16 protein-coding genes are annotated in these 12,371 nt (G+C 67.2%); 10 read left to right on the top strand and 6 right to left on the bottom strand.

Annotation, left to right across the window (positions count from 1 at the left end; genetic code table 11):
* Window positions 1-244: 244 nt before the first annotated feature.
* Complete coding sequence (locus tag AB8A24_RS33005) at window positions 245-670, bottom strand: hypothetical protein (protein ID WP_369478350.1); 426 nt, start codon at window positions 668-670, stop codon at window positions 245-247.
* Between the two features lie 535 nt (window positions 671-1,205).
* Between AB8A24_RS33005 and AB8A24_RS33000 the strand changes: the two genes are divergently transcribed.
* Entirely contained in the window at window positions 1,206-1,694 is a 489-nt protein-coding gene (locus tag AB8A24_RS33000; protein ID WP_369478349.1) for a hypothetical protein, read from the top strand.
* Here AB8A24_RS33000 and AB8A24_RS32995 read toward each other — a convergent pair.
* Together AB8A24_RS32995 and AB8A24_RS32990 are read right to left on the bottom strand one after the other, a co-directional pair.
* On the bottom strand, window positions 1,615-1,824 hold the full coding sequence (locus AB8A24_RS32995) for a recombinase family protein (RefSeq protein ID WP_369478348.1): 210 nt from the start codon (window positions 1,822-1,824) through the stop codon (window positions 1,615-1,617). The genes AB8A24_RS33000 and AB8A24_RS32995 overlap by 80 nt on opposite strands.
* Complete coding sequence (locus AB8A24_RS32990) at window positions 1,814-2,782, bottom strand: hypothetical protein (protein WP_369478347.1); 969 nt, start codon at window positions 2,780-2,782, stop codon at window positions 1,814-1,816. Before AB8A24_RS32990 ends, AB8A24_RS32995 begins: the two co-directional genes overlap by 11 nt.
* A gap of 660 nt (window positions 2,783-3,442) precedes the next feature.
* Here AB8A24_RS32990 and AB8A24_RS32985 point away from each other — a divergent pair.
* Together AB8A24_RS32985 and AB8A24_RS32980 are read left to right on the top strand one after the other, a co-directional pair.
* Window positions 3,443-4,570: a tyrosine-type recombinase/integrase gene (locus AB8A24_RS32985; RefSeq protein ID WP_369478346.1), complete on the top strand. Its 1,128-nt coding sequence runs from the start codon at window positions 3,443-3,445 to the stop codon at window positions 4,568-4,570.
* Entirely contained in the window at window positions 4,567-4,902 is a 336-nt protein-coding gene (locus AB8A24_RS32980; RefSeq protein ID WP_369478345.1) for a helix-turn-helix domain-containing protein, read from the top strand. Before AB8A24_RS32985 ends, AB8A24_RS32980 begins: the two co-directional genes overlap by 4 nt.
* A gap of 470 nt (window positions 4,903-5,372) precedes the next feature.
* Here AB8A24_RS32980 and AB8A24_RS32975 read toward each other — a convergent pair whose 3' ends face one another.
* Complete coding sequence (locus tag AB8A24_RS32975) at window positions 5,373-6,149, bottom strand: hypothetical protein (RefSeq protein ID WP_369478344.1); 777 nt, start codon at window positions 6,147-6,149, stop codon at window positions 5,373-5,375.
* A gap of 134 nt (window positions 6,150-6,283) precedes the next feature.
* Between AB8A24_RS32975 and AB8A24_RS32970 the strand changes: the two genes are divergently transcribed.
* The gene (locus tag AB8A24_RS32970) at window positions 6,284-6,439 is read left to right on the top strand and encodes a hypothetical protein (protein WP_369478343.1); all 156 of its coding nucleotides are present in this window, start codon (window positions 6,284-6,286) and stop codon (window positions 6,437-6,439) included.
* 29 nt (window positions 6,440-6,468) lie between these two features.
* On the opposite strand, the gene AB8A24_RS32965 is transcribed toward AB8A24_RS32970, so the two are convergent.
* Window positions 6,469-7,149 carry a hypothetical protein gene (locus AB8A24_RS32965; protein WP_369478342.1) on the bottom strand — a complete coding sequence of 227 codons (681 nt, stop codon included), beginning with the start codon at window positions 7,147-7,149 and terminating at the stop codon, window positions 6,469-6,471.
* 131 nt (window positions 7,150-7,280) lie between these two features.
* Complete coding sequence (locus tag AB8A24_RS32960; protein ID WP_328965562.1) at window positions 7,281-7,910, bottom strand: helix-turn-helix domain-containing protein; 630 nt, start codon at window positions 7,908-7,910, stop codon at window positions 7,281-7,283.
* Between the two features lie 81 nt (window positions 7,911-7,991).
* On the opposite strand from AB8A24_RS32960, the gene AB8A24_RS32955 reads away from it, so the two are divergent.
* The 6 genes from AB8A24_RS32955 (at window position 7,992) to AB8A24_RS32930 (ending at window position 12,084) form a co-directional block, all read left to right on the top strand.
* Window positions 7,992-8,744 (top strand): MBL fold metallo-hydrolase, encoded by a 753-nt coding sequence (locus AB8A24_RS32955; RefSeq protein WP_328965561.1) that lies wholly within the window; start codon window positions 7,992-7,994, stop codon window positions 8,742-8,744.
* Between the two features lie 23 nt (window positions 8,745-8,767).
* Window positions 8,768-9,412 (top strand): NAD(P)H-binding protein, encoded by a 645-nt coding sequence (locus tag AB8A24_RS32950; RefSeq protein ID WP_328965560.1) that lies wholly within the window; start codon window positions 8,768-8,770, stop codon window positions 9,410-9,412.
* A 3-nt stretch (window positions 9,413-9,415) separates the two neighbouring features.
* Complete coding sequence (locus tag AB8A24_RS32945) at window positions 9,416-10,129, top strand: Bcr/CflA family efflux MFS transporter (RefSeq protein ID WP_369478341.1); 714 nt, start codon at window positions 9,416-9,418, stop codon at window positions 10,127-10,129.
* 33 nt (window positions 10,130-10,162) lie between these two features.
* Window positions 10,163-10,306: a hypothetical protein gene (locus tag AB8A24_RS32940; protein WP_369478340.1), complete on the top strand. Its 144-nt coding sequence runs from the start codon at window positions 10,163-10,165 to the stop codon at window positions 10,304-10,306.
* A 17-nt stretch (window positions 10,307-10,323) separates the two neighbouring features.
* Entirely contained in the window at window positions 10,324-10,680 is a 357-nt protein-coding gene (locus AB8A24_RS32935) for a hypothetical protein (RefSeq protein ID WP_369478339.1), read from the top strand.
* A 390-nt stretch (window positions 10,681-11,070) separates the two neighbouring features.
* Window positions 11,071-12,084, top strand: a complete 1,014-nt coding sequence (locus AB8A24_RS32930) for a hypothetical protein (RefSeq protein WP_369478338.1) — start codon at window positions 11,071-11,073, stop codon at window positions 12,082-12,084.
* The last annotated feature ends 287 nt before the right edge of the window (window positions 12,085-12,371 follow it).

Raw genomic sequence — 12,371 nt, 5'->3', positions numbered from 1 at the left:
AGGGGTGCCCAGAGGACGATCCACCAGGACCAGACATCGGTGAGGCGAAGCACGGCGGCCAGCACGCCGAACGCCGCTGCGGTAAGGAACCATCCTGGCTTCTCACTCTTGGTTGTCAGCGATGAGGCTGAGGAGGTGTTCAACGTATGTCCTCTCGGATTCGCTGTGGAGACGGACAGAGGGGGTGTGCCGCAACCGTGGCTGCGACACACCCCCTCCGTTCAGTCAGTGCTCAGTTCGAACATCACTGGAACATCTGCCAGATGCCGTAGAGATTGGCACCCACGTTGGCGGCCTGCAGCGGAGCCTTGTAGTACCAGGCCAGGCCGTTGTACCAGTTGACGAAGTTGACGAACGGCCCGGCGACGGCCTTGGCGAAGCCCGGCACCTTCTTGAGCAGCTTGAGGAGCCCGTCGTACCTGCCGGCGGTGGCCGCCTCGCCGTTGGCGATCGACTGCAGCTCGGCACGCTCGGCCGCGGTGTACTCGATGGGCGAGTTCAGCAGGGCGGTGGCCAGCGACTGGACGGCCTGGCGCTGCTCCGTCGTCGTTGCGGTGATCGAAAGAGTTGCAGGCGCGGTCGTGGCCGCCTGGGCGGCGGTGCCGCCGACTCCAAGAGCAAGTGCCGCGAGAACTGCGACGCCCCCGATGCGTATCGTGTTGCGGTTCACGTAGTCTTCCTTTGTGTGATGCACAAAGGGGGTGCGGATCCAGATCTCTGTTCGTGGAGCCGTCGGCTTGGACACTTTCGGCCCGCAAACCGGCCTGGCTCCGCTCCCCCGTGCGAATGGCCTTGTAGACGCCCCCGGTTGAGTGGTCAGCCCAACCCGTTGCGTCGTTCATGAACCTAACGCACCGGTCTGATCTTGCCCAAAGGTTTGCCTCTGTGAGTCGCGCGACGGGGCATCTTTCGGTCAAGATTTAGATCTGCGGAACCTTTTCATCTACTGGGAAACCGGTCATCACCAGCACTTTTCTTCCAGAAAGGCGAGATTCCGGTTCACTCGACGCTTTGGGATGCGACCGGAAACGCCGGGGCGTAAATCGCGAGTTGTTTTCCGTAACGCCATCCGGCAGCAGGTATTGGACGGTTGGAATTTAGCCACCCGGTGTGGGGCTCCCGATACCGACCGTGGACGATCGGAACTTCCATGAGGGCCGCCGACCAGGTACGACGCCTTAGGCCTGCGCGCCACCGGCCGCCGGGTGTGGGGGTACCGGGGCCGCACCCTTTCGGGCGCCGCCGGCCCGCACTGGCTCCGCGTGGTCTGCGCCGAGGCCGGCACCGAGGGCGGCACGCTGTGGAACGGCCCGTCCACCTCCCGCACCCGAAACTGGACCACCGACGCCTACGCCTACCGGGCCGAGCTGTACGCCCTCGCCCCCGACTCGGTGGTCTCCCCGCGTCCCGTCCTCGACGCGGACCCGGGCCTGCCCGAGACCTGGTGGAAGGAGATGGTCGCCGCCCTGGACGCCCTCGCCGACGTCCCGCCGCCGGCGGACCGTGAGGCCGTACGGGAGGAGTACCTGCGCCGCGTCATCCCCGAGTTCACCGGCCACCAGGTCAAGGACGTCACCTGGACCACCGCCCACAGAGACCTCCACTACGGCAACATCACCCGCGGCCCGCACATCCTGGACCGGGAAGGATGGGGCCGCGCCCCGTTGGCCGGCCTTCCAAGGTGGAGGTGTTGATGCCTTTCTCGAAGACATGCAGCCGAATGCCGCACTCGTGCAGGTCGGCGCGGAGGGTCACCTGGTGCAGCAGGGAGCGGGAGAGCCGGTCGAGCCGTGTGACCTTAAGCGTGTCGCCTTCACGTAGCAACTGAAGGACGTGGTCCAGCTTCGGCCGGATTGCTGGGTCGGAGGTGGTTGAGCCGCTTGCGGATGTCCTCCACCTGCTTGCGGTGGCCGGCGTTGGTGGCCAGGTCCTCGGCGAGGGTGATCGCCTCTGCGAAGGGGTAGCGGGCATTGGGCAGATGTCTCGTAGACCTGAGGTTTCCAGCGATCTCGCAGACGGCGTCGTGGATCCCCCCGATGACAGCGACCCGGGTACTTGCACGTCCGACAAGGCTGATCACCCGGTCGAATTGTTCGGCAAGCATGTACAGGGCGGCCAGCGTGCGAAGCGCGCTCTGAGTCGGCGTAGACGGATCGAGCGCCGCCGCGACCCGCTCGTGCAGGCTGTCGAAATCGTCTGTCCCGCGGCTGTAGGTGAGCAGTGCCCAGCGTGCACCGTCGGCTGGGGCGACCCGGTGGTAGCCGCGACCGTGCTCAGGGGAGGCCAGCTCGCTGATGATGGTGTCGAGGATCGGCGTGATGTCGGTGTGGCTGTGGATGTTGCGGGCCATGTGCATGGCGGCGTGACGAACGGCCAGTTCTTCCTGTCCGAGGCTGTCGAAGAGCGCGAGCAGGCATGGCCCCGACAGTGGGAGGCGAAGATCGATGCGGTGGATCTCCGACGGTGCCACCTGCCGGAGGCGTCGAACAAGGTCCGGATCGGCGGTGCGGCACGCGTGGATCAGCAGGGCCTTGGTGATGCCGTGGCGGTTTCCCCCGCGCAAATGAGCCGGCTCGGTCGGTTCGTTGATGAATGCCTCTGCGTCGCCGAGCAGGTCGACCAGCTTGTTGGTGTCATCCGGAGCGATCGCCGCTCCGGCGTGCACTGCCCTGACGACGCCGCGCGCTTGGTCGCGCACATAGTGCGCGCTCGGGCCGCCATATCCCTCGAGCAGCAACTCATCGGCAAACACGCATTCGGGAGTGGGCAGGGAGCTGGTCACTGCATGACCCTATGGCATGGGAATCAAGCCGAACTTCGTGAGCCCCCGAGGCCTTCTATCTGGCCGGACTGCACCTCGCCGCCCTCCTCTATCTGGTCGGCTGGGTGACCCGAAGGGAGCTGGCCAGACCCATCCCTCGGTGCCCGTGCTCTTGCCGCTAACAAGGGCCTGGCCGCCGCCCGCCGCCCGCCGCCCGCCGAGGAAGTAAGCAAGGCCGCCCGCGACCTGCTGACCGACCCCGGCCGCTCCATCACCTCGATCGCCAAGCTCCTCGGCGTCCCCCTGGGCACCCTCTACAACCACATCCCTGACCCGCGCGAACTGCGTGCTGGCGCCGTCCCCCGTCAGTTTGCAGCTCTCACGAGGTAGGCGAACCCCAGCAAGATCGTTCTCACCGGGATTTCCTGTACCTCAAGCACAAGCGCCGTCAATTGCATTGGATGCGAACTGGCGACGGTTTGCGCATTGGCGCCTGCGGAGGCTCACGCGGGCCTCGCTGAACAGGGGCGTTAGGTGCCTACGCGTCGCGTGACCGTAGCGGCCAGTGGGGCGTGATCGCTAGCTGCTGTCACTCGTCCGGATGGACAGCCTGCGGATTCACCACCGACTCGCATCAGGTGCGGTTTTCTCGCATTGGATGCGAGCTACGGAGAGTGGTGGATGGTGAGGTTCAACGGGACGGTTCCGGGGGCAGCGAGACTGCACCTGACGGACGGAGTCGCACTGCTGCGACCGGAGGAGCAGGTCTTTTCAGCGATGCTGGGAGGGTTCGCCAACCAGCAGCTGGCGCGAAACCTTGCCCGCTCGACCGTCGAGGGCCGGGAAAACACGGTGAAAGCGTTCAGCGCCTACGTGAATGCCTTTCCCTGGCAGTGGACACCGGCCATGGTGGAGGAATTGCTCGGTGACCTGCGCTCATTGCGTGACCTCAAGCGCTCGACGATCCGCTCGTACTCCGAAGCCATCCGCTCCTTCTGCCGCTTCGCCACCGACCCCCTCTACGAGTGGACGGCCACGTGTGAAGAGCGGTTCGGTGCCCACCCGATCCAGATCGTGCACGAGTGGAACACCGCGGTGCACGTCCAGGACAACGAGTCCGACGCGAAGAAGCGCGCTTTCACCAAGGCCGAGCTGCATGCCTTCTTCGCTCACTGCGACGACGAAGTGGCCCGCATCAGGGCGTTCGGCCGCAAGGGCTGGCTGCCGGCATTTCGCGACGCGACATTGTTCAAGACTGCGTACGCCTTTGGCACGCGACGCAACGAGACACGGATACTGGACGCCGCAGACTTCGGCGGCAACCCTCACGGAGCCGAGTACGGCGAGTTCGGTCTCTGCCACGTTCGGTTCGGCAAAGCCAAGAAGGGCTCACCGCCCAAGCGCCGCACAGTACTGACTGTCTGGGACTGGGCCCCCGACATCCTGGATGAGTGGTTCACCGAAGTCCGGCCACTATTCGGAAGTGAAGGAAACCCGGCCGCCTGGCCCTCCGAACGCGGACTGCGGATCGGCTGCCAACGCCTCAACTCCCGTTTCATCACCTACCGGCAGGCCCTGGGCCTGGACGAAGGACTGGACTTCCACTCCTTCCGCAGGTCCTACGTCACCCACCTGATCGAGGGCGGTTGGGACCCGCGCTTCGTCCAGGAACAGGTCGGTCACGACCACGCAAGCACGACCGCGATCTACACCTGCGTGAGCTCAGACTTCCGCACGCGCACACTGCGGCGGTATCTGGACGGCACCATCGCCGCCGCGCTGGAGAGCCAGCCCGGGAGGAAGAGGTGAAGCGCAAGGTCGGCTACACGTGGAAGTTGCGCGAAGTAATGGGCACTCGCGGGATGTTCACCACCACCGAGCTGGTGCCCCTGCTGCGCGACCGCGGCATCGAGCTCTCCGCCTCCCAGGTCCACCGCCTGGTCTCCGGGACACCCGAGCGGCTGTCGCTTCAGGTGCTGGCCGCGTTCTGCGACATCTTCTCCTGCACACCGGCTGACCTGGTCACCACGACTGCCGAGAACGTCGGAGTCCGCAAGACCGCGACCGGCGACCTCCCCGCCCTTCCCACGGCAGTTGCGAAGCTGCGGCCACGACCCGCACGAATCCTGCCTGACGAGTGAGCCCCGCCTACACCTACACCCCCGAACAGTGCGACCGCTGGCACAAAAGGACGTGCGCCCGCTGTCGGCGCCACGGCTGGTTCGCGGCTCGCTGGAGCGACGGCTACGTTTGCCGCACCTGCCACGACAAAGCGCTATGCGTCCGTGGAACCTGCCCCGAATGCGGCGCCGACCGCGCGCTTCCCGGCCTGCGGCCGGGCGACAGCACGCCGATCTGCTCCGACTGCGCGGGCTTCACGATGCCCTACCGATGCTCCCGTTGCAGAGAGGAAGACAAGCTGCACGGCGGACTGCTCTGCACCCGCTGCACCATTGCCGACCGGCTCGCCGAACTGCTGGACGACGGTACTGGACGGATTCGCCCCGAACTCGCACCGCTGGCCGCCTCGCTCCGCACCATGGACCGACCGCTGTCTGGTCTCGCCTGGCTGGACAGACACAAAGGACGCCCCGACTCCACCGCCGACTGGCTACGACGACTCGGTCGAGGCGACATCGAGCTGACTCACGAAGCCTTCCACACACTTGAACCTTGGCGAGCCGCCGCCCATCTGCGGGAACTCCTGATGTCCTGCGGTGCCTTGCCCATCATCGACAAACAGATCTGCTCGTTCGAACGGTGGCTCATTGGTCATCTCGTCGGCATCTCCGACCCAGACGATGCCCAGGTCATCCGCCGGTTCGCTACCTGGGAAGTGCTCCCACATCTGCGGACGAACACTGAGAAGAAGCCGATCACGCCAGCAGCTCGTCGACATGCCGCGGACCGGGTCAAACAGGCCACAGCCTTCCTGGCCTGGCTCGCCGATCGCGATCACACCCTCGGCACCTGCGGCCAGACCGGCATCGATGCCTGGCACGCTGAGCAGAACGAATACACCCGCAACACCATGCGAGCCTTCCTGCTCTGGTGCTCGGCCAGCAAGCTCACTCGGCCGTTCCGGCTTCCTCCGGTTCAGATCCGCCGGGCCACTCCAATGCCGCAGCCCGAGCGACTGGAACTGATCGGGCGCCTTCTCACCGACCCGGACCTGCCGCTTCGCACTCGGGTCGCAGGCGTGATCGTCCTGCTCTATGCCCAACCACTCAGCCGAGTCGTGCGCCTCACCGTCGACGACATCCTCCACAGCAACCAGCAGACCCTTCTCCGCCTCGGCGAACCGCCGTCCCCGGTTCCCCAGCCACTGGCGGAATTGCTGCTTCGCTGGCTCGACAGCCGCGACAACATGAACACCGCGACCAACCACGCCTCCCGATGGCTGTTCCCCGGTCGCCGGGCCGGACAACCGATACCCCCGACGTCCTCGCCGCACTCATCAACGACATCGGCATTCCCACCACCGCCAGCCGCACAGCCGCGATCCGACAACACGTTCTGGAGATGCCCGCACCCGTCGTTGCCGAGGCCCTCGGCTACCACCGGGTCACCACCGCCAAGCTCGCCGCACAGGCCGGTAGCAACTGGACCCGCTATGCCGCCGGTGACCACCTACGGTCACCATCCGGCTGGGCTCCCCGACAGGCCGATGACAGTTGAACAGGCGATCTCACCGAGACGTGCAGCAGTCAGACCGATTCTCGGTCCAGCCGCGGATAGCCGATTTCGGAGATGTCCCGGGCCAGGTCCGCCAAGGTGACCTCTGCGTTCAGCGACGGTACGAGTTCCTGGTCCAACGGTCGCAGGGCATACACATTGCTCACTGCTGTCAGGTCTACGGGGACCTCGTAGTAGTCCTCGGCGAAGCGCTGGAACGCTTCCGGAGAACGGTCGACCAGGAGGCTGAACAGTCCGGTCGCCCCATCAGGATCGGCACGGCCCTCGGGAAAGTCGATCGTCCCGTGGCGCCACTGCTCGTCGGTCTTCCCCCGCCACAAGCAGGCTGTTACGACGGGCACGCCGTCCTCGTCGGTGAACGCCGGCTCCTCCACGAAGGACCGAAAGGCCTCAGGGACATCGTCGATCACTCCCGGCCAAGGCTCGCCGTCGTTGCCATATGGGCTCATCGGCGCTTCGTGGCTGAAGCCGCGGACATAGACCCCCGCCGCCGAGAACACTATGGAGTACTCGTCTCCTGACCCATTGCGCATCGAGGCCATCTCCTCGCCTGCAGCCCAACCGGCGTTGAAGGAGTAATACCGGCTTTCCCAGTCCGGGCTCAGGATCGCATCGAGCATCGCAAGCGAGCGGCACAGGTCCCGCAGGTCGGCGATGGTGGGAAACTGGCGGGCTACGTCATAGACAGTCACGGGCTCATCCAACCGGATACCTCTGACATCAGCCCCGCCCCTGCCAGACGTCACGGTCAGTAGCAGTCCCAGAGCCAGACGGGCCAACACGCGACAGTTGAATAGGCGAGCCCACCAGTATCACACCCGGATCAGCGGGGCAGGATGCGCAGTACTGCCTCGCGTTCGCCGCTGAGCCGCAGGCCTTGCTGTACTGCGGCGCTCAGATCGAGGTCGCCGAGCAGGGTCGCGGCCAGCAGGTGCGGCGGTCCGGTCAGTGACGCGGTGGGGTGGTCGACCCGGCCGGCGTGTGTGTGCACCGAGCCGTCCTTGACTTCGATGACCAGGTCCTCGCTGCCGTCGGCGTGCAGTTGCAGGGCGATTGCCGGCTGGTCGGGGCGGTGGTCGGTCAGTGCCCGGGCGGGCATGTCCAGCCAGTGGGTGCGGAAGGTGTCGCTTCCGCCCGGCTCACGCAACAGCGGCACGCCCCACCGGCTCAGCTCCCGCAGCACCGGCTCCAGCTCGCGGCCACGCTCGGTGAGGGAGAACAGGGTGGTGGCCACCGGCGGCGGGGCGGCCTCGCGGTGGATCAGGCCGGCTTCCTCGAGTTCGCGGAGCCGGTCGACCAGCAGGTTGCTGGCGATCCCGGGCAGCCCGTTGCGCAGGTCGGTGTGCCGGCACGGACCCAGGGCGAACAGTTCACGGACGATCAGCAGGGTCCATCGGTCGCCGATGGTGTCCAGTGCTTTCGCGATGCCGCAGTACTGCCCGTAGGTGCGCATGCCACCACCCTACATCGTGGTGTTGAGATTCAAAACTCTCTTGTTGACTTTCTCAACAACATCGGTCTAGCGTCGCTGCCCATGACCCCCACCCTTTCCGTGCGTCGGCTGGCCTGGGCCGGCGTCGAGATCCGTCTCGGCGACACCCGCCTGCTGATCGACCCGCTCGAGAACGTCGCTCCGCTGGCGCCGGTGATGGGGCCGCCGCACCGGCCGGTCGACCCGGTCGACGCCCCGCCCGGCACCCACGCCCTTATCACCCACCTGCACCCCGACCACTACGACCACGACCTGATCGCCCGGATCGCGGCCACCGGCACGATCGGCTGCCACACCCCGAGCGCGGCGGCGCTGCACGAGGTGGGCATCACCCCCGTTGCCCAGGACCTGGGCCAGTCACGCCGCATCGGAAAGCTGACCGTCACTCCGGTGACCTCGCTGGACTGGCGCGGCAACGACTGTGACCAGGTCGCCTGGGTCGTCGAAGGCGCCGGCCGGCGGGTCATCCACTGCGGCGACACCCAGTGGCACGGCAGCTGGTGGCAGATCGCCCGCGACCACGGCCCGTTCGACGTCGCGTTCGTCCCGGTCAACGGCGTCATCGCCCACTTCGAGGGCTACGCGGCCAACGTCCCGGCGACCATGACCCCCGAGCAGGGCGTCGAGGCCGCCGTCGCACTCGGCGCCGGCACCGTCTGCGCCATGCACTACGGCCTGTTCCACAACCCGCCGTTCTACACCGAACAACCCGACATCGAGCAGCGCTTCCAGCACGCCGCCGACGAGCGGGGCATCACCGCGGCCATCATCGCCGACGGCCAGCCCGTCCTCTGACCATCAGAAACAAGGAGCAACACATGAAGATCGTCCTGTTCGGTGCCAGCGGCAACATCGGCCGGCCCACCACCGAGGAACTACTGCGTCGCGGCCACACCGTCACCGCGGTCACCCGAGCCGGCCACGTCGACGGACTCAAGCACAAGGCCCTGACCGTGACCACCGGTGACGTCACCGACCCCGCGGCGGTCGCCGGCGTCGCCGCCTCCCACGACGCCGTGCTCTCGGCCGTCGGCCCCCGGATCGGCCAGGAAAGCGACCGCGCCACGATCGTCGGTGCCGCCCGTGCGCTGATCGGCGGACTCCGCCGAGCCGACGTCACCCGCCTGGTCACCATCGGCGGTGCCGGTAGCCTGCGCACGCCGACCGGCGCCCGGGTCATGGACGACCCGGACTTCCCCGCGCTGTGGAAGGCCAACGCCGAGGCCCAGTCCGAAGCGCTCGACCTCTACCGCGGCGTACACGACCTCGACTGGACGTACGTGTCGCCCGCCGCGGTCATCGGAGCGGGCGAGCGGACCGGGGCCTACCGCAGCGCCGGGGACACCCTGCTCACCGACGACGACGGCAACAGCCGCATCTCGTACGCCGACTACGCGATCGCCTTGGCCGACACGATCGAGAGCGGCACCGCGATCCGCCGCCGCATCACCGTGGCGTACTGAGCCATGAGCAACGACGCCGCTGGCCGGCAAACCCGATTCATCGTCCTGCTCGCAGCGCTCGTGGCCCTGGGACCACTGTCCATCGACGGCTACCTGCCCGGACTGCCGGACCTCGCCGGCGACCTGCGCGCCAGCGCCGCGGCCACCCAGCTCACCATCACCGCCTGCCTGGCCGGGCTGGCCATCGGGCAGCTGATCGCCGGGCCGCTGAGCGACACCTACGGCTGGCGGCGTCCGTTGCTGGCGGGCCTCGCCCTCTACACGATCGCCAGCGCGCTCTGCGCGGTGGCGCCCGACGTCCGGACCTTCGTCGGCCTACGCCTGGTCCAGGGCATCGGCGGGGCGTTCGGCATCGTCATCGCCAACGCCATGGTCCGTGACCGCACCTCCGGAACCCGCACCGCACGTCTCTTCTCCGCACTGACCTTGATCACCGGCCTGGCGCCGGTGTTCGCGCCGGTCCTCGGCGGCCAGCTACTGCGCGTCACAGCCTGGCCTGGAATCTTCGTGAGCCTGGCCGTACTCGGCGCCGGGATGCTGGCGGCCTCCGCCGCAGGACTGCCGGAGACCCGGTCCTCCGCGTCACGCCAGCCACTGCCGGCTGTCGTCGGGCAGCTGCTCAGCGACCGGGTCTTCACCGCGTACGTCCTGGCCAACGGCCTGGTCTTCGCGGCGATGTTCGCCTACATCTCCGGCTCGCCGTTCGTCCTGCAGTAAATCCACGGCCCGTCACCGCAGCAGTACAGCGCCGTGTTCGCCGTCAACGCCGCCGGACTCATTGCGGCCGCCCAGATCAGCGGCCGGCTGGTGGCCCGGGCCGGCGCCCGCGTGCTGCTGCTCGCCGGTCTGCTGGGCGCGACAGCCGCTGGCACCACGTCCTGGGCGCGGTACTGACACGGGCACCCCTGCCCGTGCTCCTGATCGGCCTGTTCGTCCTGGTCTCCAGCGTGGGCCTGGTCATGCCGAACGCCGCGGCCCAGGCCCTGGCCGACCACGGCGGACACGCCGGGTCGGCAGCCGCTCTGCTCGGCTTCAGCCAGTTCATGTTCGGCGGGGCACTTGCTCCGCTGGCCGGCGCGGGTGGCGCCACCGACGCCTTGCCGATGGGAATCATCGTCGCCGTGCTGCCGGCGCTCGCTCTGCTCACACTCGGCGTCCTCACCCGGTCGATGCCCGGTGAGCGCACTCACAGGCCGGCTCGCCAAGGACCTGCCGGGCACCGGCGACCGCGCCGGCACATCGATCGCAGACGAGCCGGCATCCAGTGAATCGGGCCAGCGTCTGGCGAACAGGGTGATTCCGGGCCGGCGCCTTCCGCCAACAGGCCGAGGAACTGACCCGCTGGCACGACGCCCTCGCCCGGCTCCTCACCGACCCCCGGCTCAAGAACACCGGCGACGACGACCAGGAGCCCTACAGTCCCACCGCCCGCCGCTTCCTCAAGGGCGCCGCAGGCGACTACCACCGTCACCGGCACGGGTACGAGTACGCCGTCACCGTCTGGGCTCTCGGACTCCAGGCCCCAACCAGCTACCCGCCGGAGACCCGGCATCTACACCTGGCGACCCGGGAACTCAGGCTCTGGGACTAGGCCGCGCATCAACGTGACGATCCTGTGGGGCGTGGGGGGCGAGATCGAGGCACACGGACTGCGAGCAATGTTCGAGCACGCCTCCTCCACGGTGCTCATCAATGTCAGTGGCCGAGAGCGCGGATATAGCCAACTGCCCAACGGGGGACCGGCGGGACATACGTTCGAGGCTTGGGGCATCGGTATCGGGCGATCTATGACGAGACGGGGGAATCGGGCGGACCAGGTGCGGGAGCTCATGGACCTGGCTGGTCTGCAGTACGCGGATCCAAGTGTCCGTGTCCTGGCCGCGTACAGCACCGGCTACCGAGGCATGATCCAGTCGATCAACAACGACCTGTTGCCCCTCGACGACCTGGCCCGCGTCATCTTCTTCGACTGCCTCTACCGTGCCGACACACCTGCACTGCCCCCAGGAGCGAGCCGTGCGGTGCTGCTTCCCGAGGAGCTGAACACCGGTCCGGACGAGCTCGAACAAGGGCGTCCGGTCAACCAGCGGCCGTTCAACACGCGCCGGGCCTTGAGTAAGGTGTTGGCCCGTCAGCCTCGTGCAGACCTCATCGCCTACTCGGTCACTATGGGCGGGAGCCCGCTGTATCTCGCTCCCACGACCGCCGACCCGGTTCAGCACGAGGCCTTCGTACCGTCTCTGATCGAATTCCGCGACATCCCCACGACCATCAAAACCAAAACCGTGCCGGCTGAACGCCGGACGGCATCAATTCTGCTCAACAACGCTCTGACCGCACTGATCGTCACTCGCTACCTGAGCACGGGCCTACAGGACGGCTTCTTCACCGAGAACGCAGTACCTCAGGGGTTCCGCGAGCTGCTCACGAGGATCCCACGCAGAGGCGAGGTCGCCTCATCGGAGAGGACTGCGCAGGCCAGAGGCGTGATGCCCCTCAAGAGCTGGCAACGCGCCCACGCCGACCGGATCCGTGACGCGTTGAAGGAAGCGGGCGCGGCGCGGAGCCTCATCGACAGACACGAGTTGATCCTTCCGGGTGCGAGTCCTGCAATCGGGGAGCAGCTCCACCGCGGCTTCGTGCCGGAGTTCGGGTGGGAATTCCTCCTGTAACGCTTATTAAGCGTTTTCAGCTTCGCCCCTCCAGGGTGAGGGCGGCACGGACGACTGACGTCATGGCGTGGGGGTGAGCTGACTCCGGCCAACTGGCTCGAAGGGCCCGAGAGAAGGTCGGCAAGGAAGCGCAGGAACGGGGCGGCTCGGTCTGTGTACCTGACGGCCTGGGCAAGCGGCCGTTTGACGGATGGCCACCGCGCTGAGGAGCCGGCACTGTGCTTCGGGTCGGAAGATAGTCGTGGGGAGGGGTGGGAGGCACGCTCGAAGTAGCATCCCTGCAAGGT

This window comes from Streptomyces sp. BF23-19 (genome assembly GCF_041106355.1).
Classification (GTDB): Bacteria; Actinomycetota; Actinomycetes; order Streptomycetales; family Streptomycetaceae; genus Streptomyces; species Streptomyces virginiae_A.
This window is presented reverse-complemented; position numbering and strand designations above follow the sequence as displayed.